Origin of the sequence: Varibaculum massiliense, from assembly GCF_900106855.1 — a bacterium.
Lineage (GTDB): Bacteria > Actinomycetota > Actinomycetes > Actinomycetales > Actinomycetaceae > Varibaculum > Varibaculum massiliense.
Genome location: NZ_FNWI01000004.1, coordinates 645,008 through 670,071 on the forward strand (window position 1 = coordinate 645,008; position 25,064 = coordinate 670,071).

Here is a 25,064-nt window from a genome sequence, read left to right on the forward strand (position 1 = left end):
ATGCCTGCTTACTCCTATTTTATAGACCTGAGGGCGCCTTTACTCTGAAATGAACCGTGCGCGCTGAAACTAAGGCCGAAACGGATGGTGTTCAGGTGAAGCTTTTTTCTTTTTCCTGAAGAGACGTTTGGTGGCTTTTTGCGCCGGTCTTGCTAGCTTTGGGGGCGCGAGCGGAATTACGCGACCCTGCGGAATGGCGCGATGCTTTACGTTTACGCGATTCCCGGAACTTCTTTGCTCTTTCCGCCCGGGTTAATCTACCTATTTGCGCGAGATTTTCTGCTTCCTCGAGGTTATCTTCTTCATCGTCTTTTTTACGGCCGTTTCGCAGGTACCGCGCCACGATAGTCCCTCCCACTGCGGAAATAAGTATCGGGAGGATCATCCACCAGCGCAACGCATCCCACCAGGTGGGTCCTTCTTCGTTCATCGGGGGCGCTGTCTTGAGGGGGATACGTTCGGCGGTAACTACCAGGCGGTGGGTGTTAGTGCCGTAGGGGGTGCAGGTGAACAGGGTCAGGATATCTTTGCCCGGTACGGGATGGAATAACTCTAACTGGGTGGGTTTGATTACGTGGATAGCGCGGACTTTATAGGCGAGCTTTTTTCCTGCCACCTGCACGTAGGCAATATCGCCGACTTTGACATCGTGAAGCCCGTCAAACAAACTGGCGGTTCTCATCCCGGAATGGGCGGTGAGGACGGCGTTTACTCCTTTACCTCCAACTGGCAGTCCGGTACCGAAAAGATGCCCGGCGCCACGGGCAATCGCGTCATCTTCGGTGCCGTGCCGCACCGGTAGGTCGATTTTTGCGGAGGGCACTACTAGCCGCGCCATCACGTCTCCAGGGAGGGTCGCTAGGTATTCTTGATATTCTTCCGACCCGGTTTTAGTCATCTGGTAGAGGTAGGGGTCAAGAATGGGGATGCCACGGATATTGTGGTTATATTCGTGTGCCGCTTTCAGCAGCGCCTGAGACTGATCAGGATGGGCAGACATCTGTTTCATTTCTTGCGCTTGCATGCGCGAGATTTCCCCAATACGCACGTTGCCAATGAAAATAGCGACTACCGGATACAGCAAGAGCAGGGCTCCCACTGCTGTCAAAATGATGATTAAAGTTTTTCGCACCGCGGTTCCCTCCCCTCGTTTTCTTAGCTGTTTACGCCTTACTATTCTTTTAGCTGGCTCGGTATTTTCTTAACCCAACTCGGATGCTTGAGCTTCCCGCAGTCTACATCGGGCTTTTTGCTTGTTTAGTTAGCTGCTTCTCCCCTAGTCAGCTGGTCTGCTTTCTGCCGCTTTCTCTGGCACGCAGTTTCCATTTTGAGGGCGCAAAGAGGGGGCGGTGCAGATGGCTGCACCGCCCCCTCTTTGGTCTTAGGGGCTATTGTTCACTCTATTAGTAGTTTTCCTAGACTTGCGCCTAGTCCTTACGGCGTTTAACGGTTAGTACCACGCCGATGGAAACTAGGATTAGTCCCAGAGCCGAAACGAGTAGAATCCCCTGCGCACCAGTCAGCGGCAGCCCCAGGTTCTTGTGGTTGGTAATCTGCACGAAGTTACCGTCACCCGCTTTGGCGGTAGACAGATCAGTAACCGTTCCCGGCTTAGTAAGCGAGAACTTAATAGCCTGCGGCAGAATCTGGTAACCAGCCGGAGCTTGTTCCTCAACGAGGCAGTAGGGTACCTGGTTCGCTTCCGGTACTTCTACCCCATCAATCCAGTCAGTCATCTGCAAATCAGAGATCTTCGCTAGACCATCTGCCCCGGTCTCATTCGAGGTCTTGATAGTCGGGCCATAGCTGGAGCAATCTTTCTTGGCCGAGGTATCCAGGTGGACACTGAAAATAGCGCCAGCCAGAGGCTCGTCCGCGCTGTTAACCTTCTTGATTACGATATCGCCGTGCCGGGTCTCAACCTCCGGAGAGTTAATCGGCTTATCGTTCTTCTTAGACCAATCATTCGGGAACAACTTACCGGTGTTCTTGGTCAAGCCATCAGCCGGAACGCTCTTTAGCTTAACGTGTAGAGTAACCTCGATCTTGGCACCCCCAGCAATAGTGTTTAGACCGGCACCCTTGAAGGCGACGGTGACGGTGGTGCGTTCGGGAGTACCATCCTTAACGGTCGTGGCATCAAAATCGGTTGTAGTCTGGTCGTTAATCTTGGCGGTAGTCTTTACATACTCCACATTGGCGGGCAGCTGGTCGACAATCTGGTATAGATTACCCAGGTCAGCGGCATCCATCTTGCCATCGCCATTGACGTCAGCGCCCGTGGACTTGGTGGTCAAGACATACTTAAACTCATCCATACCGTTTGCAGCGCCCTGATTCAGGGTAGTAACGCCCTTGTCTACAACCTTCTTATCCAGTTCATTTTCCTGGTTCTTGGGGTAGACGTGTACGTCGCTATTCCAGGCCTTGCCATCGGGATTGGTCATCGGCAAAGTAACTGCGAAGGGGGCAATCGGAGTGATTTTTTCCTTCTTAACCTCTTTACCTGCAGCCTTAATCGTGCCTGATCCGGCTAGATCCTCTACCACGACGTACAGACCCCTGGGTACAGAGGAAAACTTAGCTTCCCCATTAGTGCCAGTTGTCATAGTCGTCGGGTTAGCGGCCAGCTTGTAAGTGGTAGCTCCAACTGTGATCCCGGTGGTGACTACATCGTCCTTCAAAGAAACTTCCCCAATTTCTTGAGCCAGTTTCAGACCGTCATTGGTAGAAACGTCAACGCCCTCAACCTTGTAGAGCTTAAAATTAACCCCTTCCAAAGGTGTTTTACCGGTAAGCTCGGCAGCGTCAATCGCGGTACCATCGTGTTTCAAATTCGTAGTCGCACCCAGATACTTATGCACCGTCAAAGATGCGGTAGTGGGCTGCGATGCACCCGGGGTCAACGTAGTATCAGCACTGGCGGCGCCGACGCCTGCCAGGCCCATAAAGGCCATCACCATGCCGGTTAGCACGGCTAATAACTTTTTCTTACTCACTTCTCTTCCTTTCAAATAGAGTGACTACAATAGCAATCCCTAATGCCAGGCACCCTAGAAGTAACACTTCTAAAGCACCGGCGTATCCCGACAAGGGAAGTTTCCCTTCCGGGTAGTTAGTGACAGTCAGGGATCCATTCCCGCCACTAACGGTATTTACATTTCCTTTTCCACTGATAATGGTCACGTTCCCGCTACCGTCTACCGTGAAGTTCACCGGCTGCGGCAATAGGGCGTAACCCCTGCTGGTTTGGGTTTCCTTTAAGGTGTAGTTTTGTCCAGGTATCACCTTGAACTTAACTTTCCCGTTCTTATCAGTAGTCAAAGTCTGAGCAGCTCCGCTCGCGCCCTCCTGAGAAAGCTCGAAGACCACGCCCTCTATTGCGGTACCGGCATCGGAGACTTTATTAAGCTCCACCTCGGTCTCGGATAGTTGGTTATAGCGCTTGAAAGTTATTAGCGGATTGTCGCCGGTCAGGGTAACTTCTGTTCCTTCATCAGTGGTCATATAACCCGCCGGAGCCTTAGTTTCCTGAATCTTATACTTCACGCCGAAAGTAAGGCCGGTAAAGGTGGCGAGGCCGACCTCGTTAGTAACCAGCGTCTTCTTGGTTCCATCAGGCGCCGTTAGGGTGAATTCCGCACCCGCCAGCGGCTTACCGGTTTCTTTCGATAGTTTCGAAACCGTGATCCTGCCGGTGTCCTTAGTGTTAGGCACCTCCATAGTGATCAGTCCGGTAAACCCTTCTAGCAGGGCATAGTCGGATACTTTCACCGAAATTGGGTTAGATTTCAGGATATAACCGCTGGGAGCTTGAATTTCCTTCAGCTTATAGATCTTGTTCGGATCCAGCTTCACGGTTGCCGGCAGGTTAACCAAACCGTCACTACCAGTAACCAGGTTGGTAGCCACTTCCGTCGACTCGTCCTCTTCATACAAGGTGAACTTGGCACCGGAAAGCGGAATCACCACATTGAAGGTGCCTGCCACCTGGCCTGGCACTTTAACCGCGCCGGGAGTGCCCGACACCACCTTGTCCGCTGCCGCTTCATCAATCGACTTCACCAGGGGTTCGAACTTGAAAACCCGCAGGCGAGAAGGATTATTATTGGCCGTCCAAGTAAACTGCTGCGCCTTATAATCATCAACTATGAAATCGTATTGCGCCTGGGGGTCAACATAGTACCCGATGGGAGCTTTCAGCTCTTTCACCCGGTAAATACCGCCATCCAGTTCGGTGAACTCTGCTTGCCCGGTATCGACTGTAGTTGCCTTCTTAATCGGCTCGGCGGGCCAAGAACCATCGTCGGCCTGCTTGAATAGGCCGAACTCGGCGCCAGCAAGGTTGCGGGCATCGCCGGTAACATTGGGGTCAACCTTGGTGACTACCAGCGAAGACTGTTGCTTTTGTTCCTCATTGGGCACCAGTAGCTCGCTTTGCTCGAACAACAGATGCCCGGCAGCATCCTTAAGCTTGCCGGCCTCATCAATCTGGAACTGCAGCGGGGCATCGTTCTTGACATATCCGGCAGGAGCCGTGATTTCTTTCAGAGTATAGACCTGGTTAATCACCAGATCCTTCAAGATGGCATTAGCGTCTGGTCCCCCGGTGGTTACCTGCGTAACCAGGTTGGTAGCCGAAGCAGTATTGCCTTTATAGAGGGCGAAGGTCGCGCCGGGTTTAATCACCCCGTCACCGCGCTTCCACTGGCCAAAGGACTTATTCTTATCAGCCATGCCGCGCACGCCTAGCTTCGACAAGGACACCGAGCCTTTATCGTTAAAAACCAGACCAAGATCCCCGAAGCCGAACGTCAGATTCAACCCACGGAATTGAGTACATCCCGTGGAACAAGTCGTAATCGTAAAGTCAATCGGAGCAATCGGCTGCAGGTGACGATCACCCGGATTCTCGGTTAAGCGCCATTTACCGGCAGGAATGCCATAGAACTTTACGTCACCGTCATCGTTAGAGCGCACCGTCCTCGGAGCTGAGTTCGGCACAAACATGGTGCCATCGTTCTGTTGCACCGGTAGCGGAGTAATCGTGAACTCGATTCCCGCTAAGGGTTGACCGTTCTTATCCACCTTTTTAAACTCGGCGGTACCACGAATCGGCTCGACTGGATACCATTTGCCCATGTTGGTAACATCAGGCGCTTTAATCTGGTAGGTGCCGGTAGCAGAATCAAAATTAGTCGCACTAAAGTCGGTGGCGGACAGCATAAATGCTCTATCGCTTACTGCATACCCGGTCGGAGCCTCGATTTCTCGCACCGTCCAACCCGGGGCGGCATTCACATTCGTAAACCTGACTTTGCCGTTAGAGCCAGAGATAGCGGTGGCTTTGAGCGCGCCCTCTTTATCATAGAGGCCAAACTTGGCTCCTGCGAGCAGTTTCTTCTGCGCTGACTGTAAGGGCTCGGCTTTGTATCCGTACTTTGTCAGCTCAATATTTACCGCCGGCGGCACCAAAGTGTTAATCACCGGGTTGGATTCCAGTTTCCCTTCGTGAGAACTAGACACGCTCCAGAAATCATTTATCGCCTGCTTACCCAAATGTTCTTGGGAAAGCGGAGTCGCGCCCTTGGGGCCGGCAATCATCGGTACCGTGATCCGCACTTCGCTGCGCGGCTGCTGCGGGTTGGTATTAGTGAATTTCAACCCCGTTACCGCCGAGCAAGGAGTGCTCTGCCAGTTGGCACGATCCAGGTCATATTTCGTCGCGATACCAGTATCGCAGGTATAGAAGGTATTCCAACCAGTAGCAGCCGTTCCATCAGCCATTTGGAAGCTGATTCGCCCGCTGGGATCATACTGGTTAATCATGGTGGAACCTTTGCGGGCAGGAGTACCTGCCACCGGCAGTAAGTCATAGACCACCGGATTTTGCTCCGGGCGCGTCCCGTAGCCTAAGCGCAGCTGATAATCGAAGTTCGCTCCCCCGACAGTTCTAATCTCGGTAATCCAGGGGGCATTGGGCTTGCGCTCCCGAATCCGCTTAGTTATGTAGGTTTCATCCCCAACCGCGACTCGGGTGGTATTTTCCGCTTTCGACCACGTTCCCGTACCCGCAATCGGGTTCTTCACTTCATTTAGGTAACGGACATTTCCCTGCGCCCGTACAAACGCTTCGTTAATAATGTCACCGTCGATAACACCATTGGTAATAGTGGTCTCTAGTTGTCCCACACTGTATACCTGGTTCGGATCCGTGACTTGGTCGGCTTGGAAACGAACCGCTACGCGTCCGGTGCCATTGAAGTTGGAAAGGATCTCATAACGCGCTCCGGGCAGCTCCGCAAACTTTTGAGTTAGCGTCACCCGGTTAACTTCCAAGCCCTTGGGTAGCACATCTACCAGCTCGAAAGCAGTCAAGGGATCACCATAATCGGTTTCCAGCTCGGCACCCACGGTATAGGTACCGGTTTTACCGGCTATAGTTGCCTTGGCAAAAGTGTTCACTTTACGAGCTTTAAGAACTTTGCCCTCGGGCTTCACCTTGACATGAGCCTCTTTGATACGTTCTCCGCCCTGTACCTTATTTCTGAGGTCAGCTTGGCACTTCAGTCCGTTACAGAGGTTCTGATTCGGGTCACGGAGCTTGGTGTGAATCTTGGTAATAGTGCTTTGTCCCGGCTGCATTGCCTTAACGCTGCTCCACCGCAACTGGACGTTCTGGTAGGAGGTAAGATTCTCCGGCAGGTCGATACGGTCAGTTCCCGTAATACCAACCGAATAAAGAACTTGATAGGTATCCGGTTCACCAGTGGGACTAATAATCTCCAGTTTGCCCCCTACAAACACTGGGTCGGGAGTAATAGCGGTGTATTGTAAACGGTCATCAAGGTCGAAGTCCCTAAGATTTAGGGTGACAGGAGTATCCGATGTGTTCCTGGTAAGTACATTCCAATCGAATTCTGTATTACGATCCTGCTTGCTGTCGTAGATTACCGCGACTCCATCACGGAAGTGCGGACCGGCAGCAACCTTCGTTAAGGGCACGCCGGGGGGTGCGGTCTCCATCGGTTTATAGAAGCTAAAGTAAGTATTTGCCGCCCCAGTAATTAGCGGTTCCTTCGGACCTTGTTCTTCGGGGGTGAGGGTAAAATCGGCGTGGTTATCAATCCGTTTTTGTTTCTTTGCCCCCGGGAAATGCAACTTCAAGCTCCCTAGACCTGAGTATTCCGTGGTCAGACGTTTTTGGGTATTAGTGTAAGTGAGGGTGACCTGATCGTCACCTAGCTTCCACCCCGGGTTTTCAGAAGCTACGAACTGGGCACGCGCTTGGGTACCATCTGTCTTCGTATATAGCGGCAACTGGTCAGTGATGGTGTAACCCCGCACGTTCCGCAGCATTTTCTCTACTTCAAAAGTAAAGGTGACCGCGTTATTGCCAGAGGTGCTGACGTCCCCTTCCGGATCGTCATCGTAGTCCCTGCATACAGCAAGTTCGCATCCGACTGTATCTTTCTTGAAGGTAGGCAGCGGATAGTAACCTTTAAGGTTCACCGGTCCCGGTTTAGAAGCCGGGTGCGGGGTCAACACATACTGCTTCCCATCCGAGGCGGTATCAAGCAATTCGGCCTTAACCGGGAACACTGCATCCGAGGCGGTAATCCGCTTCTTTATACGCCAGTAGATAGGAATACTTGTTCGTATGGAGCTATCGTAATTCGGCCTCAGCTTAACTTCTAGGACTCCTGGGGCAACTACCTTTACTGATCGGAAGTATTGGCTGGAAGTATTATCCCAATCCGCAACTTCTACCCGGGTGGGATCATAAGTTATCCGGATGGTCCCATTCTTAACTATCGAGGTGCCAGCATCCCCACCGTAGGTGATGTCAGTACGCATATTATTGCCGAACTGCTCTTCTAGCTCGTTGGACTCGGGCCAGCCTGGCTGGTTTATTTTTCCGGTCAAATTCAGACGGGCGTAAGAGCCCGACAACTCGGCAGGAGCCTTCTGGTAACGGAAAACTATGTCCTTGTCATTACCATCTAGCTTTATGGTCTGGGTAGGAGGCAGCGAATATCCCTTCACCATGGGAGGAACTAGCACATAATTTTGGTTACTATCGCCCTCTCGGCTGTTAATTGGACGGTTCATTTCCGGAGCTACCGGCTGACCGGTTTGCTGATCAAGGTAGCGTACCCGCACCTGGGAATCGGTGAGGATAATGATGCCTCGATCACCACCGTAACCGGTGATATTGTCGGGGTTCTTCCCTGACTCTGGCCGCAAATAAACTGGACCGTTGAAGCCGGCGTAGGAGCCTCTGCCTCCCCCCCACCAGGTCTGGGTGAACAGAGCCCTAATGCGCTCCAAGCGGTTATATGGATGCTTTAAGTCACTATCTGGTTTATCTAAGGGAGTGTCCGGAACCGTAAACACGGGATCTTCAATCGGCATCCCATAGAAAGTGTTCTGCCCTAGTTCAACGATATTTTCTAAAGACTCTGGAAGAGAGGTAATCCTATTTTTATCTTTGTCCTTGTTTATCGGATTGTCCCATTCGTAGAGTTTGAGATTTCGCCCAAATACCCCCGCAGCCGGCTCGTTGCGCGCAGGACGATCCTTACCCGGTACCCGCAACCCCAGGCTCTTTACATTCCCCCAAGAATCTGGAAGAGAAGTTAATGCGTTATTGGCAAATGCGCCATATCTGATGTATTCCACTTCGCCCCAGGAGGCTGGTAATGCCGGGAGGCGGTTGTTCGTGAAGGCATAGCTACCGATGTCCTTTAGGTTTCCCCAGGACGACGGTAAAGTTGTTATTTCGTTATTCAAGAACACGCCGCGGGGAATCTGAGTAAAAGTATCCCAGGGAGCGGTCAGAGCAGTAATTTTATTATCTTTGAAGCACTCTTCACCGAGGGTCGAAACCTCTCCCCAGGAGTCCGGCAGACCGGTGAGGGTATTGCCCATAAAAGCGTGGAATCCAATAGTTTTTACCTTGCCCCAAGAAGAAGGCAGGGACTGAATCTGGTTAAAGTTGGTATCGCCTGAACCGGGATTGGAATAGCAACTGTTATTCTCCGAAAACTGCGGATAAGTACCGTCGTCATAGACCTTTTTCCCAGCGAAGGCACACGGCTCAATAGTGGTGACATTGTCCCAAGAGTCCGGGAGTACAGTCAGCCTATTTCGGTGGAAAGCGGCTTGTCCGATGCTAGTGATTGGGCCCCAAGCAGGCAACGACGCAAGTTCGTTCTTGAAAAAAGCCTCTCTCGGGATAGTGGTGATCTTGCCCCAAGAATCCGGCAGAGCAACTAGCTTATTACTGGCAAATACACTCTTGCCGAGAGTGGCAACCAATCCCCAGTCATCCGGTAGCGAGGTTATTTCGTTTTGTTCAAATACGCTCTCAGGTAGGGCGGTGATATTGCCCCAAGAGTTGGGTACGGCCGTAATCTTGTTGCTATAAAAAGCTTTAGTACCTAGCCTTGATACCTTTCCCCAAGACGCGGGAAGGGCAGTGTTCGGGTTATTTGCAAACGCTTGATTCCCAATGGAGGTAACTTCCCCCCACGAATCCGGGAGTGCCATCGATTCAGATCTATTGTAATAATTTTGGGAAAAAGCGCTATTACCGATGGAGGTAATTTTCCCCCAGCTAGCGGGGAGTGATGTTAAGAGGTTATTTTCAAAAACGCTGTCTGGCAGGGTAGTGATCTTGCCCCACGGAGCCTTCAAAGCAGTGAGCTTATTGTCAGAGAACGCACTTCTGCCTAGAGAAGCTACTTTGCCCCAGGAATCGGGTAAGGAAGTAATCTGATTTTTATAAAACGCAGATTCGTCGATATTAGTAATATCGCCCCAAGAATCCGGCACTGAAGCTATCTGGTTATTGGAAAAAACATTTTTTGGAAGGTTGGTTATCTTCCCCCACGGAGCTTCCAGCGCAGTAATCTTATTATTCGAAAAAGCACTTTCCCCCAGGGTAGTTACATTTCCCCAAGATTTAGGCAGAGCCTTAAGCTCTCCTCCCCGATAGCCTGAAGGTCCAGCAAAGGCGGAATCGCCAATGGTAGTAACTTTGTCCCAAGATTTAGGCACCTCGGTGAATTTGTTAGATGCAAACGCCTGGTTCCCGATACTGGTTATGGAACCCCAAGAATCCGGGAGCCGGGTAAGACCTTTACCATTAAAGGCTCGGTCACCAATGGCGGTAATAGGTTGCCCTTTGTCTCCTACTGTCGACCAGCACCAGGGATCAGCGGTCTTCCCACCATTGTGTTTCTGATTACCGGTAGAGCTGAACCCAGTGATGGTTCCCCCGTTGTAAGTGAAATCTTTTACCTGCCAACCAGCACAAATGGTTTTTTCTGGCCAATCCGGACCTACTGCCACCTTGCCTTTAACCGTCTTAGTGCGCCCTTGAGAATCAGTAGCCGTGTAGTAGACATCGTAGGTAGCCTCTGGCACACTGGTGTCAATTTTTTCTGGAGAGACAGTCAGAGAGGCAGTAATATCGTTGCCGTCAATATCCTCTGCGGTCACCCCTGCCAGCAAAGCTGCTTTGGAACCGTCTCCACCTTGGGGAATATGCTTGACGATTTCCCCGCTGATCTTGGGCGAGAAATCAGTTTTCTTATAGGTAAAAGTAACCGCATTTTCCGCTCCGGACTGCGGGGTAATATCTTGAGAAGCCGGAGTCACCGCGTAGCCAGCCAGTTGCGGCGCCTTAATAGTGTTTTTTTCGCCCGCGAAATAGACTCCGTCCGGTTCGGTGAACTCACTTTGTAGCACCTGCGGGCTGCGCAGGGGCTTATTAGTATCAGCATCGATGTAGTTAATGGTGATCGAGACTGCATCCTCGGCAGCTACCTGACCAAAGCCGGAATCGTACTTTTCGGACTTTACTGCGGCCGGGAGCGAGGGCTGCCCGTCAGCTTTTTCTAGCACCACCCAGCGCTTATTATTCGAAAAAACTTCCTTGCCAAAGGTGGTGATAGTAGCGGGAATCTTCACCTTTTCAATTTGGTTGCCGCTAAAGGCCTCCTGGCCTACTGTCTGCAGGTTCTCCGGCAAATTGATCGTTTTCAGCTGGTTATTGGCAAAAGCACTAGCGCCGATCTCGGTCACATACTTCGGCAGGGTGACCTCAGTTAGTTTATTGTCACGGAAAGCATTCGCCGAAATAGTGGTTAACCGCTGGGGCGGGTTCTGCGGATCATCCGGGCGGGCGTCGGTGATATTCACCTTGGTTAACTGGTTATCGCTGAACGCGCCCTCGCCAATGCTGATTACCGTATCCGAAGCGAAAGTAGTTAGCTGGTTCTTCTGGAACGCGCCCTCGCCAATAGTTTGCAACCCCGGAGCCGTAAGTTCCGTAATCGCATTATCGTAAAAGGCGCGGTCGCCTACTTCCGTCACCGAAGCCGGAAGCGTGACCTTAGTGAGTTTCAGCCCCGAAAATACGCCCGCCGCGATCTTGGTGGTGCCATCGGGGATGGTCAGTTCGTGATTATTTTTAAGATCCGTTTTACCGGCATCGGTCAGGCCGGTGATTTCCGTTCCGTTGAAAGTGAAACGAGGGTCAGTCGGCACCCCTCCCCGCATCGGAATCGGGCTACGAAGTGCCGGAGGAACGCCCGCGCTGGGATCTTCGAAGTTAAAGGGGGCTGCTTGGTTGCCGGTTGCAGGGTTTTTGGATGCGGACGGGCTAGGTTTAGTGGCGTTGGCAGCAGGCTTTGCGGAGTTGTTATTAGTGGAGGTATTAGTACTGGTGGAAGTGGGGTCATTGGCATTTGGCTGCTCTGCTGCGGGCGCCGTCATCGGCACAATCACCAGCAAAGACGATAACAACAACCCCAAAACAGATAGCGAAGCAACCAGCCTTCTACTAAGCGTCTTACTTGCCACGTAAACACCTCTAACACGGGTCAGCCGCCACCTATGGCAGCTAATTTCACCTCAACGTATTACATTTCCATGATAGTAAACTAATCTTTTTTTCGCAACGGTTCGGGAAGATGGTTGGTCGTAAAATATTTAGATTTTTACGTATTTACGGCTGCTTTTTAAAAATTATTTCTGACACTAGGACATACGTCCTGGAAATCCCAGATTATCTATATATCCATTAACGATTTCCTCATCGCGGGAATATTAATGTTGCTGCCGCCCGGCGAAAACCCCGATTTGCCGCCCGACAAGAAGACTCCTGTGCGCCTGGCGGGAACACTACTTTGCTGCCTGGTAAGAAGACTGCTGTGCGCCTGACAAAAACGCCCATGTGCTGCCTGATGAGGCCACTCCTGCGCCGCCCGCACTCCCAGTAGCACCGGCGGTCAATTTCGGCGCTGGAGGGTCAACTTGTATTTGGAGGCTATTCCCGTCCCCGGAGGGCATTTTCAACCCTGGAGGGTCAATTAGTCGCCGAAGGGCGATTCCGCCAGATGCCACCAGCATTTTCCCTAAATCGCGTGACCGTTCCGCCCTCCTAGGACAAGACCGCCCTCCCAAGATAAAAACACCCTCCGGAGAAAATCCCACCCTCCCGAGACAAAAATACCTTCCCGCGGCATCTCAATAATGCGCCAATAACGCCAGTCCCCAGCGGGCAACAAACTGAAAGTATCCTTGCCCGATTATTAGGAACAGGAGTTTGTTCACCATAGCTGTCAAGGTGTAGCTATGTTTCCTGAATTAATTAGTACCCAGGCGTTTTCGCGGAGAGTCCTTGCAGACTCCCTAGCGAACAGCTCCCTAATTCAGGTCGGGCGCGGACACGTGATCAGGCCTTTGAAATCAGCAGACAAATGGCAACGAATCCGCTATGTAAAGTTAGGACAAATCGCCTCCCACGCGGCGCGGTGCCATACTCCCCCGGTGTTTATCGGAGTTACTGCCGCCCTGCTGCATGGCCTGTCCCTAAAATCGCTGCGAGGCGATACTCCTTTACACACCTCGACTAGGCATTTTGAAAAGAAACTGCTGCCAGCTTGGGTTGATGTCGACACCTCCCAAGGGCGCCCTATCCGCACGAAAATACCCCCGACTCCCCTGATTTTCCATAAAATCAGCCTCCCAAAAGATTCCACTAAATTTATCGGTCACCAAGTGCGCATCACCGACCTTCCTACGACCACGTTGCAATGTGCCGCCTGGCTCCCAGCCGGAAGCGCCCAAGCAGTAGCCGATTCCGCAGCTAGAAAGCTTATTCCGGAGTGGGGTCAGCTTGATCGGCGTGGCCGAGAGGCTTTCGCAGACCGGATTCCAAAACTGCGCGCGCAGATGTATAGCCTGGCCAGAAAGTACCGGAAGCGGCTCGGCGCTCCTCAAGCTCGGCGAATCCTCGCAAACATGGATCCCCGATTCGAAAGTTACGCGGAATCTTTATTTCATGCCGCCGCACAGTTAGCGCAGGTAAAACGACTAATTCCACAGTTCCAAGTTAAGATTTCCACCGCTCAAAGCTACTTTCTGGATGCTGCACTCCCGAAGATTCGTAAAGCTTTTGAAATCGACGGGATGCAGAAATATCGAAGCAATGATCCTCAGAAAGCTTACGAGGCTATCCAGGGTGAAAAACAGCGTCAAAGTCGGCTACAAAAACTCGGATGGCATATTTACCGATTCACCTACGAGGACGTGGCAGACACTCTAGGCTTCGCTAAATTCCTGCGGGAACGGCTCGGCACCAGTTGGAACGGTGTGGCACTTCCACCCCTATACCGCTTGAAAAAGCCTGCTTTTAATATGTAAAGACCTATAAGAAGTCTGATTCTATTAGCTATCTGAGCAGTTCTTCTGCGACGTTATGTCCTCACGGGGAATGCGTGTTTCACGCACGAAACGGATCAATAGCGTCCCCTTATTTCTAGCTACTCCACACTTCTTTGTATCTCCTGGTGCAAGCCTTTTGCCCGCAATTCATATGCATATTTCGACCTATGGAGGGCGGAAACGTCACGCTTTATAAAAGCCGAGCAGATACCCTCCCTACTGATAGTTAGATATCTGCCCTATCTAAGCGTTTGGAGGGTGGAAATGCTGGGGCAATGCACGCAAACAGGAAATATGCGCGGCATTTGCGCCCTCCACGCGCAGAAAGACCCTCTCGACGCAGTAATAACCTCCCGAGATAGAAAGATCCTGCCTCTTAAACACCCCCCTCGAGACAGGAAGACCCGCCAGCGCGATAAAAAACAGGGGTTAATACCCGAAAGCAGAAGGATTGAAAGAGGGATTGCCTAACGTCGGAGGGTGATTTTGTCTCTGGAGGGCGGAAACGTCAGGTGCAGATGCATCAACAGGCAATTTGTGCGACAGAATCACCCTCCGCACGCAAAAACATCCGCCAGGTACAGAATCGCCCCCCGCGCGCAAATAGACCCTCCGGAGACACAATGGAGACACGATGGCTCTCCCGGAATAGAAAGACCCGCCAGCGACTGGGAAGTATAAGTAACTGGAAAGAAAGCAGATGTGAATAGCTAAAAAAGATTGTGACCCGAGGGGTCACCTCGGGTCACAATCCTCAAAAACTAAATAACTAAAAACGGATGACCTGGAAAGCCGAGGAGTAAATCGGGGCTACTTTTACACGCTCACCAGGTTTGGGGGCGTGAATCAGCTTTCCGCCACCGATATAAATCGCTACGTGATTGTTATGCCACAGAATGTCTCCGGGCTGAGCCTGGCTGAGCGGCAGCTTAGTGCCAGCAGCAGCAATAGCATTGGCAGTACGAGGTAGCGACTTTCCGACTTGACGATAAACGTAACCGACAAAGCCAGAACAGTCAAAACCACTAGGAGTCGAACCGCCCCATACGTAAGGAACGTCCTGATACTGCATCGCGATTCCCACCACAGTGCCGTCGGCAGGCCCCAAATCGCGCCCTACGAAGGAGGAAGATTGCGAGGAAGAACCTTGTGCGGGCTGTGCTGCCGGAGCGGGGGTGTTTACCTGAGCAGAGGTGGCAGCCTGAGCAACTTTGTCCACCTCAGAGGAAACAGCCGCATTAACAGTCAGTTTTTCAACGGTGCCTTTAGCCAGTTCAGCCGCATTAACCGAGGTCGCAGCCCGCTTAGCAGCAGTGGCATCGGCGCTAGCGGGAACGGCTGCGGCCGCTACTACCGTTAGCGCAACTCCCGAGCCGGCCAGCGCAGATAGGCGCTTGCCGTTTTCGGAGGAAAAGAACGACTGGGCAAACTGGGAAACCGGAGTGGAGGGACGGCTCGGAGCGCGGTGACGCGCCTGCAGTTTCTGAGTCACGATAAGGGTTCTCCTGACAGTCAAAAATTCTCTGGCCGATCAAGATGGCTAACTGGGAGCTACCCAGGAAACCGTCCTAACCGATTGGTCGTATCTAAATATAATGCTTCGGTAACGGAATGTCACGTTTTGGTTACGAAAGTTTTTTAATCTTTCGGAGCGCCCCGACGTCTAAGTGGTCAGCCCCACAAAAACACGCGCCCTCAGAACCGTAAAATTAGTCGCAAAGACCATGCGTTTCCGCAGGGTAAAAGCTCTCTTAAACAGGCTTAATTCTGCTCGGAGACCCCTTCGACAAACAGGTGCTGCCCCAAAGAAGTGTCAAGTAACACAGTTTTTTCCGTGTCGACCCCAATAACCGCCACCTGGTCATTTTGTGGCTGCAGATTTACCTCGTTACCAGGCAAAATACCTGCCTCGTCGAAGAAAGCCAACATCCGCGGTTGTGCCTGCAAAGGCTCACCAATCCGCACCACCTTAGTGGCCACAATGCCGCCGTATTGTTCCACAATCTGCGCAGCGGACATCCCCGGCCCCAGCAAATCGCTTTCGGTATCGGGAATCGGGTTGCCGTAGGGGTCAGTCGAAGGATGATGCAACAAATCAAGCAGCCGCATCTCCACAGCATTAGACATCACATGCTCCCAGCGGCAAGCCTCATCATGGACCATCACCCAATCCAGGCCAATCAGATCCAAAAGTAAGCGTTCCGCGAGACGGTGTTTACGCACTACTTCCCGCGCCAGCTCTGCACCCTTATCAGTGAATTCAATCTGGCGATTATCAGCCACAAACAGCAAACCATCACGTTCCATACGCGCCACCGTCTGAGAAACCGTGGGACCGGAATGATCCAGACGTTCCACGATTCGCGCCCGCAGGGGCGGCACCCCGTCCTCGAGCATCTCGTAGACAGTTTTCAGATACATTTCGGTAGTATCAACCAGGTCACCCATCAATGCCCCTAACGCCGTTCCTTGCGCGGGAGCTATCGCCGCGCTTATCCTCTCTTAGGCTAACTCGATTGTCTGCAATTTTTTATGCTTGCCAACATTTTCTAATGACATTCAAACCGGATTAGTAACGGTTTACGCACCTAGAGTAAGGTTTTCTCTATGGAAAACTTTGTCAGCATTCCCCAAAATTTACTGCCCAAAAATAAGAAATTTGGCTCCGGACCCAGCTCAATAAGAAAAACTGCCCTTGCGAAAGTTGCCGCCAGCAATCTGCCCGGCACCTCGCACCGGCAGACACCGGTTAAAAACCTGGTAGGTTCGCTACGCGACGGGCTAAAAGAGTTATTCGCCCTCCCGGACGGGTATGAGGTTGTACTCGGTAATGGCGGCGCCACTACTTTTTGGGCGGTAGCGGCGTCCTCTTTAATTAGGGAGCGTTCCGCGCATGCGGTGTTCGGCTCCTTCGGCGCTAAGTTTGCGGAAACCGTCAGCGGGGCTCCTCACCTTAAAGACCCCTATCTAGAGCTCGGGGGCGTATCGGCGAGGACGCAGGGCCTAGAAACCAGCAGCGAAATCGCACTATTGCGTGGCGGACAAGAGGGAATCGATGCCTATTGCTATCCCGCTCACGAGACTTCTACCGGCGCCCTCAGCCCAGTAAAGCGCGTTGAAGGCGGATTAAACCTGGTAGATGCCACTTCGGTTGCCGGGGGAATCCAGGTCGACATTTCACAGACCGACGTTTATTACTTCTCGGGGCAAAAATGTTTCGCCGCCGAGGGCGGGCTGTGGGTAGCGCTCGCTTCCCCGGCCGCTCAGGAACGGGCGCAAGAAATCAAAGCAGACCCGGGTGCCGGCCGTTGGATTCCGCCGATACTGGATTTTTCAGTGGCGTTAAAGAACTCGGTTAAGAACCAGACCTTAAACACTCCGGCGATTGCCACCTTGATTTTATGGGAAGACCAGGTGAAATGGATGCTAGCCGAGGGCGGTCTGGAGGCAATGGAAAAACGCACCCGCGCGTCCTCGGCGGTGCTATATGAATGGGCGCGTTCCCACCCGGACGCTTCCCCCTACGTGTCCAACCCGGAAGAACAGTCCCCGGTAGTGGTGACGATTGATTTCCACGATATTGATGCCAACCAGGTGATTGCGCAGCTGCGCGCAAACGGGATTGTGGATATTGATCCCTACCGCGCTTTGGGGCGCAACCAGATTCGGGTTGCATGCTTCCCCAATGTGGAAGTGGCCGACACCCAGGCGCTAACCGCCTGCCTAGACTATGTAATCGACCGCCTGTAACCCAGGCTCACACTTCCCACCCTAGCGCAGCTACCTGCACCGCTAGGCAAATACCAGGTGTTTATCTTGAGTGCGGCACTCTGTCAGATACATATTGATAATGGTTTGATAGGGAACTCCGGTACGCGCAGCCTCTGACTTAAAATAGTCAATGTTGGCAACATCGAGATTTATAGTGACCGGTTTGCGTAAACGTTCCACATAGGGATTAACGCGGCTTTCGCTAAAATCGTATTCTTTTCTCATTGTCGACACCTCCAGTATTGCTTTTCCTCGTTTTTTGTTGCTTTCCGCGCAGAGATTATGCGGATAATTCTCCCTCGTCCTCGTAAACAGTGGCAGACGGTTAAAACCCGAGCCGACATGCTCAGACCTATCAGTACAAATCGCTTTTCATCTTGCGAATGATCGGGGTCGTCGATTACCCGCGCATAGGGATCACCAAAAGCCTCTGTGGCTTCTTCGAAAGTTACCGCGTGCTTGTCTTGGTTGATTGCGGCTTTGGCATCATCCCATTCGAAGCTTAGATAACTTTCTATATCCATATGGATATCATACATATGAGATACATGTTTCGCCAGGATTTTAGTTGAGATTTATCGCCGTCTTAACCCAAGTTTTTAGGGCTAGCACCCATTTTTTAAAAGCAAATAGTCCGTGGGAGCAGCTCCTGGCCACTCCCACGGACTATTTGGTTTCTTAAGGCTCTTGCCTCACCTGCTTTACGACAGCAGGGATTGGATGGGACCTAAGCAGAAGTAGATTACGAACAGGATCGAGACTACCCACATCAGGGGGTGGATCCGTGAAATCCGTCCGGAGGCAATCTTTACCACCACGTAGGTGATGAAACCGAAGCCAATACCGACGGTAATCGAATAGGCGAACGGCATCATCATGATGGTCATGAAGGCGGGAATCGCCACGTCCGCACGCGTCCACTCGATATCGCGGACATTCACCATCATTAGGAAGCCTACGAACACCAGGGCGGTCGAGGCCGCCTAGGCAGGTACCAGCTCCACGAGCGGGGCGATAAACATAGACACCCCAAACAGCAGCCCGGTGACTACCGAAGCCAAACCGGTGCGTGCGCCCTCGCCCACCCCGGAGGTCGACTCCACGAAGGAAGTGTTAGAGGAAACCCCGCCGAGTCCCCCGGCCATGGCCGAAAGCGAGTCAATCAGCAGAATCTCGCGAGTCTTGGGGGGATTGCCGTTCTCGTCTAGCAGGTTGGCGCCCGCGCCTACGGCCACCATGGTTCCCATAGTGTCAAAGAAGTCCGCGAGCATCAGCGAGAAGATTAGCAGCACCACTCCCACCGCGGTGGTGTGGGGATTGGTGAAGGGACCGAAGAAGTCAATCGCACCAATAGTGGAAAAATCAGGTAGGGAAACCGGGGAACCTTTCAGTTGCGGCACGTTAGAGGCCCATGCAGACACGGCCTTTTCATCGGCCGCGCGCGAGCCTAAATGGGCGAAAGCCTGCACGATGAAAGCCAAAACGGTGGCTCCCACAATCCCGATAAGAATCGCGCCCTGCACCTTGCGGATATAAAGCACAATGATCACAATCAGACCAACGCAGAATACCAAAGCCGGCCAGCCCACCAGGGAGCCGTTCACCCCCAGCTGTACCGGAGTGCCACCCGGACGAATAATCCCGGCATTAATCAGACCGACAAACGCAATAAATAGCCCGATGCCTACGCTAATCGCAGTTTTTAGCTGGGCCGGAACCGCTTTGAACACGGCCTCGCGAAAACCGGTCAGCACCAGGATGGTGATGGCCACACCCTCCCAAAAGATTAGCCCCATAGCTTCCTGGTAGCTAAGTCCTAAAGCCTCGGGGTTAGCCAAAGTGAAAGCCACCACGGCGTTTAGCCCCATACCGGAGGCCAATGCCAGAGGGAAGTTTGCGACTAGCCCCATCAGCAGGGTCATTACGCAGGCGACCAGGGCGGTGCCAGCCGCGATTGCGGACTGGCTAATATCTTTGGGAGCCGCCACCCCCAAAATCGCGGCATTAACCACCAAAATATAGGCCATCGCGAAGAAAGTGACCAGGCCGCCGCGGATTTCCCGCCCAACGGTAGAGCCCCTTTCCGAGATTTTAAAGAAACGATCTAAGGAACTATCCGACTTTTTCGCCGTATCTTGAGAAGACAAGATAACTGTCCAATCCGCCACCAGGGGCATAGAAGTTACTTACAGGCTTATTATCGGGAGATTCCCAGGGTTTTTCCAATCTTGACCGCTATCTGCAACTTATTTGCAAATTTCAGCCAGATTTCCTAGTCCCGCCGGAAGTTCACTAGCCACCATGTCAAAGCCGCTAGACCTAATCACTAGCGGGCAATATCTAGGACGCAAACACAGCCCCCCGCCTTCAGCCAGAGCCTCTAGTCCCCTAGATTTCCACCTGTTCCACGTCCAGCTCATTTAGACGGGCAGGAGTGGGTTGCCAAGGCGAAGTATCCACTTTGACATCAGTTTCCGAATGGGAACCACAGGTGTGATCCATAGACACTACGCGGCCGTCGTCGACCGACCATTCATTGGTACATACCCCGAACATAGTGCGCATACTGCCTGCCACTTTTAGCAAGAATCCACAGGTTGAACAGGTATTTTCCGGTAGTTTCTTCCGGGTCATACCCCGTCGTGCCGGGCCTTGTTCGGAGTGATACCAACGTTTGGCGGCCTGCGCGCGGCCACAGGCAGACAGCACCCGAGGACGCCCCAGCCCCAGTTCCTCGAGGGTGCGCCGATCTAAGTCTTCGGCGTTCGTATCCGCGTAGGACTGATCGAGGCGTTCGTCATCGGGTACGTAAGGCAGCACGTCCTCGCGTTTTATATCTTGAGGACGCAACCGCTCTGCCCAAGGCACCCAGGGGCGCGCCAGCAATGCGTCCTCGCCCGGAAGTAGGTCGATTTCGCAGACTGTGGCTTTGCGTCCCCGAGGTACTCGCGCCAAAACCGCCACCCAATGCCAGCCGCGGTAACCGGGCTTTAAGCATTCAAAACTGTGAGTAACCAGGCGTTCACCTTCGCTAGTGGCGCCCAAATGCTCGCCAATTTCTGCCGGTTTCGCTATGGGGGCAAGCCCTTCGCGGGCAATGTCTACCGCGCCCGCCAGGAGACTATCCGCTTTTCCGGTTTTACGCCGGGTAGTTTCACTCATGTGCGTCTTTCTTAGTTCACCGCCGCCGCTAGGCATCGAAATCATCGGCAACTGCCCGCAGCAGCTGCGCGATTTTCGCACCATTATCCGGGTAGCGTCCATGCCGCAAATGCCCGGAGGAGGCGTCCAATAACTTAATCAGGTCTTCGACTACCGGCACCATGGCCTTGGGTTTACGCCGCAAATTTTTTGCTACCGAGGGCGTGCGCTGCAAGATCTTTACCGATAGGGCTTGGGGACCGCGGCGCGAGTCGGCAACTGAGAACTCGACTCGGGTTCCCGGAGTAGGAGGTTTAGTGTCAGCTGGCAATACACTGGCGTGTAAGAACACCTGTGAGCCGTCCTCTGCGGTGATAAACCCGAACCCTTTGTCGGCATCAAACCACTTAACTTTTCCGGTTGGCACTGATTTCTCCCTACTTTTTCTTAATCTAGGTTACATGAAGCAACATGCAACCCACTTCTTTGCCTATGATAATGCACAGTGGGGATTTAATCTGCTCCGGGCTATCCACATTAGTTAGGGAGAAACTTAAGTGAGAGTCTTAAAGAAAGCCAGTTTACTGACAATAGTGCTTCTAGCTGCGCTTTTTGCCAGTTTTATGGTCACTGGAAATGTTGCTTACGCCGAAGATCCGCCTAAAATTTCCAATCATCTTTATGATCCGGGAAATAAAATGGGGTCGCAGGCGGGGAAAGTAAAAGAGCGCCTGGCATCTTTAGATCGCTCTGGGCTGCATGTTTATGTGGCATTCCCCTCAGAGTATTCCAATGACACCGTCAGTAACTGGAATTTAATGGCGCTGCAAAAATCGGGCGCCCCCCAGGGCTCCTATATGCTCTCAATAGTGGCTGATAACCCTAATCAGACTATGTATTTGGCTTCTGCAGATAATGCCGCGAAACTCTCCCAAGAGGAATTATCTGCCATCGCCTCCGATAAAATGGTTCCCTTGCTTAATCAGCAAAAATATCCCGAGGCGGTGCTGGCGTACCTAGATGCGCTCTCAGCGAAAGCGCCGGAAATGGGGTCGGGGCTAGCGGTCGCCCCCTGGGCAATGATTGCCTTCCTGATTGCCCTGATTGTGGTAATCGTGGTACTTTCCCGGATGCTGAAAGCGCGCCGTAAAGCTAAGGAACGCATTGAAGAAAAGGAGCAACCGGATGTTTTGACCTCCCAGGCGGTATCCAGCCCGGTGGCTCCATCAACCCCGGCTACCAGGGAACCGACTGCCCCGGCATCTTCGGTTTCTGCCGATAGTGAAGCGGAAACTGGCGAGGAGGACGCCCGGCCAGGCAAAGTTCCTTCCCTAGCCGAGTTAGATCAAATTGCTTTAGCTAGGACGAAAGCTGCTTCCCAGGCACTTGCCGGGACTACCGGCAGCGCTCACTCCGCTATGCAATCTCCGCATTCTCCGCAGGAGGTAGTGTCCCAGACGCCAGCTGTACAGCAGCCGCAGCAGTTCCAACCTCAGGTGACACAGGCGCAACCGCAGGTACAGCAGTCCGCGGTGACGCAACAACAACAAGCACAAGCACCAAAGGCGCAGGTACCTCAGGCGCACACGCAACCGGCTATGCCGCAGCCTCAGCCCGTAGCGCCCGCCCCTCAAACAGTAGCTCCCGGTTTATCGCCGGTGCCGCCAGCACAACCGCCGGCTTCATCTCCGTTAGCTGCTACCGCTGCTCCAGCGACTCCTCCAGCGGCGCAAACCTCGCCTTCACCGCGCGCATCCGCGCCTCAACCTCACAGTTCCGTTTTGCATCCGGGAGCAACTACCTACTTGCCACCGCAAGCCAATGACGATGACACTCAGGTTACTTCTGCCGCGCAAATTAAAGACTATGGGCAAGAGCGCCGTGATGAGATTGCCCGCGCGAAAGCCCGCGCCCAGGCAATGAGCCGTTTCCGTCAAGAACAGGCAAAGAAGCAGCCCTCACCCGCTCTAGGTCAGCCCGTCAGCTATCAGCCGGACTTGAGCCCCCAGGCAACTGCCTCCAGCCTCGCGCTGCAGGCGGTAGCGCCGGTAGCCTCACCCATTCCGGGGCAAGCGTTCGCAGCTCCGCAAACCCCGCAGGGCGGCTCCCCTATTTCATCAGTTGCTCCTGCTGAACCGGCGGCTTCTGCATCTCAGACTGCTGTCAGGACACCGGATACCCTGGCGCCCCGCCCGCAGCCCGCCGCGCCTTCTTATCCCGCGCCGACACCTGCACCGCAGACCGTCCCGCAAGAAACCCCGCAAGTGGCTCCGCAGCCCGCTCCACAAGCAACTACTCCGGTAGCGCCACAGACAATCCCGCAGGTATCTGCCCATACGGCAGCCCCGCCTCCGCGAGTCGAAGGTTCGCAGGCTCCCAGGCAGCCGCAGCCCGCCGCGCCCTCTTATCCCGCGCCGACACCTGCACCGCAGACCGTCCCGCAAGAAACCCCGCAAGTGGCTCCGCAGCCCGCTCCGCAAGCTTCTGTACATGCAGCTCCGCAAACCCCGCAAAAGACGAGAGAGTGCCCGGCAGAGCCTGGCGCGCAACCAGACTTTACGAAAGTTTTGCGGCAGGCCGATTCCTGGGCTCGCAAAGGTTCCAGCAAGCTGGCGTTGGCGCAGGATCGCTTCGGAAAGAGCATCACTCAGCCTTTCGCTTTAGCGCTAGTACGTGCCCAAGATGCAGTCCGCGCCGCATTTGCGGAGTTCGCTACCGCTCAGCTGCAGTCGCGTCCGGTTGATCAACAGATTGTGGCCGGAAATCTGCCCGCACCTTTACGGGAGCTACGCGATCAGATTACTCACTTTACGAATCTGTATCATCAGCAGACTCCGCTGCCAGATATTACTCGCAGCTTTGAACGGCAGATTATTGAATGCCGGGAAGAATTGGTCAGATGCCGCTTAATTGTGGAGCGTATCCAAAAGGATGATCCCCAAAAGGCCACTCGCATCGGCGAGGACGTCATGGGGGCGCATAAATTATTGGCGCGAGCACAGAACCTGCTGGAAGAAGCGCAAACCATGGATCGCGCAGGATGCGAAAATGAGGTACTGAAAGCTACCGTACGCACCGAGAACCTCTTACTGCAAGGTCGTAAAATCGCGCGACAAGCTCGAGCTGAAGAAGCCGGTCTCCGCGCGGCAGAAAAAGTTACGCAAGCCTTAACCTTCGAAGAAAAGGTGGAGCCGCTTAGCGAGCAGGTTGCGATTTTGATGGCAGCTGTAGATGACTATATCGGGGTACATACCGCTCAGGTCGGAGTAGCCTCCCGCACCATGCTTGACCTGGCGAATCGTACTTTAACGCGTCTAGACCGTCCGGGGAGCGTCGACACCCAAGAAGCCTTGCGACTATTACAACGCGCGAAACAACAAACCGAGCAGGCTTTGCGTCTCGCCGAAAATGATGTGGCCAAGCGGTCTTAGTTTCAGTATTCGTTTTCCTTACAAGACGCGGGAGGTTCCATTACGGAATCTGCTATTGCCAGGTATGGCAAACGGATCAGCCCCGAGGATTGACTGCGGTGTTTTTAAAGTTACAGCAGAAATATCTGCTCGTAAGCGGTAAACACGGCTACACCTGCCAGTAACAGAGCAAAACACAAAGTTAGGCGGTATTCTTTTGCCCGGCGGGTAAGGATAGGGCCGAGCGCCCCTCCCACCATCGAAGTAAGCGCAAAAACCGCTATTAATATCAGGTCGATATTTAGGGGCGTCCCTATCCTGGCGAGCAGCGAAGACGCACAGGAAATCACCATTATCAGCAGCGAAGTACCTGCAGCCTGCCGCATATTAAGATGCAGAAAAATCACCAGTGCCGGCACTACTGCAAAGCCGCCGCCGACTCCAAAGAATCCGGTTAAGAAACCAGTAACCAACGCTGCCAGTACCCATTTGATTACGGGACCGTGCTGCTCTACTTTATCTGCTGCTACTTGTGCGGAGGTCTCGGGAACCGCGTCAGCATCCGAGCTGAAGTTTTGCTGGGGAGACTCCCCGGCGTCCTCCTGCACAATTTCGCGGATTCCATCCCAATACTGACGCCTGGTCGCTAATCCTTTCTGGGTCATCACCACCGCCACCACCGCTGCTAACAGCGCAAACAGCAACATCAGGTAGTTACCAGGGGTGATTGCGTTCAGCCGAGATCCACCGATGGATCCAGCAGCGCTAAAGACCGCGAAGAGCAATCCTCTACGCCATTGCACATTGCCCGAACGTGCATGAGGAATGAGCGAAACCATAGCGGTAAGCCCCACGATAATCAGAGAGGCAGCCGCCGCCTCGTGCGGGGAAAAGCGCAGCAAATACACCAGCACGGGGATAAACAGCATTCCCCCACCGGCGCCCAGCGCCCCCACTACCAGACCGATTGATAGCCCGATGGCGGCGGCAAGCATTAAAAACATG

Annotated in this window: 13 protein-coding genes and 1 pseudogene; 3 read left to right on the top strand and 11 right to left on the bottom strand. The window is 53.2% G+C overall.

All coding sequences use genetic code 11. From position 1 onward, the window contains the following. Nucleotides 1-91 precede the first annotated feature (91 nt). The 3 genes from BQ5456_RS02935 to BQ5456_RS02945 all read right to left on the bottom strand — a co-directional run bounded on the left by BQ5456_RS02935 (nt 92) and on the right by BQ5456_RS02945 (nt 11,871). Complete coding sequence (locus BQ5456_RS02935; protein ID WP_022864143.1) at nt 92-1,132, bottom strand: class C sortase; 1,041 nt, start codon at nt 1,130-1,132, stop codon at nt 92-94. 295 nt (nt 1,133-1,427) lie between these two features. Beyond that, nucleotides 1,428-2,999: a SpaH/EbpB family LPXTG-anchored major pilin gene (locus BQ5456_RS02940; RefSeq protein WP_022864144.1), complete on the bottom strand. Its 1,572-nt coding sequence runs from the start codon at nt 2,997-2,999 to the stop codon at nt 1,428-1,430. After that, entirely contained in the window at nt 2,992-11,871 is an 8,880-nt protein-coding gene (locus BQ5456_RS02945; protein WP_143037010.1) for a SpaA isopeptide-forming pilin-related protein, read from the bottom strand. The genes BQ5456_RS02940 and BQ5456_RS02945 overlap by 8 nt, the downstream gene beginning before the upstream one ends. 774 nt (nt 11,872-12,645) lie before the next feature. Here BQ5456_RS02945 and BQ5456_RS02955 point away from each other — a divergent pair. Continuing rightward, nucleotides 12,646-13,716: a PDDEXK family nuclease gene (locus BQ5456_RS02955; RefSeq protein ID WP_071128678.1), complete on the top strand. Its 1,071-nt coding sequence runs from the start codon at nt 12,646-12,648 to the stop codon at nt 13,714-13,716. A gap of 790 nt (nt 13,717-14,506) precedes the next feature. Here the strand turns inward: BQ5456_RS02955 and BQ5456_RS02965 are convergent. Beyond that, the gene (locus BQ5456_RS02965) at nt 14,507-15,229 is read right to left on the bottom strand and encodes a C40 family peptidase (protein WP_083378326.1); all 723 of its coding nucleotides are present in this window, start codon (nt 15,227-15,229) and stop codon (nt 14,507-14,509) included. A gap of 269 nt (nt 15,230-15,498) precedes the next feature. Then, nucleotides 15,499-16,185, bottom strand: a complete 687-nt coding sequence (locus BQ5456_RS10675) for a metal-dependent transcriptional regulator (protein WP_071128681.1) — start codon at nt 16,183-16,185, stop codon at nt 15,499-15,501. Between the two features lie 159 nt (nt 16,186-16,344). On the opposite strand from BQ5456_RS10675, the gene serC reads away from it, so the two are divergent. Continuing rightward, entirely contained in the window at nt 16,345-17,487 is a 1,143-nt protein-coding gene (serC, locus tag BQ5456_RS02975) for a phosphoserine transaminase (RefSeq protein WP_071128682.1), read from the top strand. A 42-nt stretch (nt 17,488-17,529) separates the two neighbouring features. Here the strand turns inward: serC and BQ5456_RS02980 are convergent, their stop codons facing one another. The 5 genes and pseudogenes from BQ5456_RS02980 to BQ5456_RS03000 form a co-directional block, all read right to left on the bottom strand. Next, nucleotides 17,530-17,733, bottom strand: a complete 204-nt coding sequence (locus tag BQ5456_RS02980) for a PIN domain-containing protein (protein ID WP_071128683.1) — start codon at nt 17,731-17,733, stop codon at nt 17,530-17,532. Then, nucleotides 17,730-18,032, bottom strand: coding sequence for a BrnT family toxin (locus BQ5456_RS02985; protein ID WP_071129900.1), 303 nt, complete (start codon nt 18,030-18,032; stop codon nt 17,730-17,732). The genes BQ5456_RS02980 and BQ5456_RS02985 overlap by 4 nt, the downstream gene beginning before the upstream one ends. 177 nt (nt 18,033-18,209) lie before the next feature. Further along, nucleotides 18,210-19,685: pseudogene (locus tag BQ5456_RS02990) on the bottom strand (NCS2 family permease). A 211-nt stretch (nt 19,686-19,896) separates the two neighbouring features. Beyond that, nucleotides 19,897-20,670 (bottom strand): DUF3027 domain-containing protein, encoded by a 774-nt coding sequence (locus tag BQ5456_RS02995; RefSeq protein WP_071128684.1) that lies wholly within the window; start codon nt 20,668-20,670, stop codon nt 19,897-19,899. Nucleotides 20,671-20,698: 28 nt separating this feature from the next. Beyond that, nucleotides 20,699-21,076, bottom strand: a complete 378-nt coding sequence (locus BQ5456_RS03000; protein ID WP_071128685.1) for a cold-shock protein — start codon at nt 21,074-21,076, stop codon at nt 20,699-20,701. Nucleotides 21,077-21,206: 130 nt separating this feature from the next. On the opposite strand from BQ5456_RS03000, the gene BQ5456_RS03005 reads away from it, so the two are divergent. Next, nucleotides 21,207-24,080, top strand: coding sequence for a hypothetical protein (locus tag BQ5456_RS03005; RefSeq protein ID WP_143037011.1), 2,874 nt, complete (start codon nt 21,207-21,209; stop codon nt 24,078-24,080). A gap of 110 nt (nt 24,081-24,190) precedes the next feature. On the opposite strand, the gene BQ5456_RS03010 is transcribed toward BQ5456_RS03005, so the two are convergent. Continuing rightward, nucleotides 24,191-25,063, bottom strand: coding sequence for a sulfite exporter TauE/SafE family protein (locus tag BQ5456_RS03010; RefSeq protein ID WP_071128687.1), 873 nt, complete (start codon nt 25,061-25,063; stop codon nt 24,191-24,193). Nucleotide 25,064 lies beyond the last annotated feature (1 nt).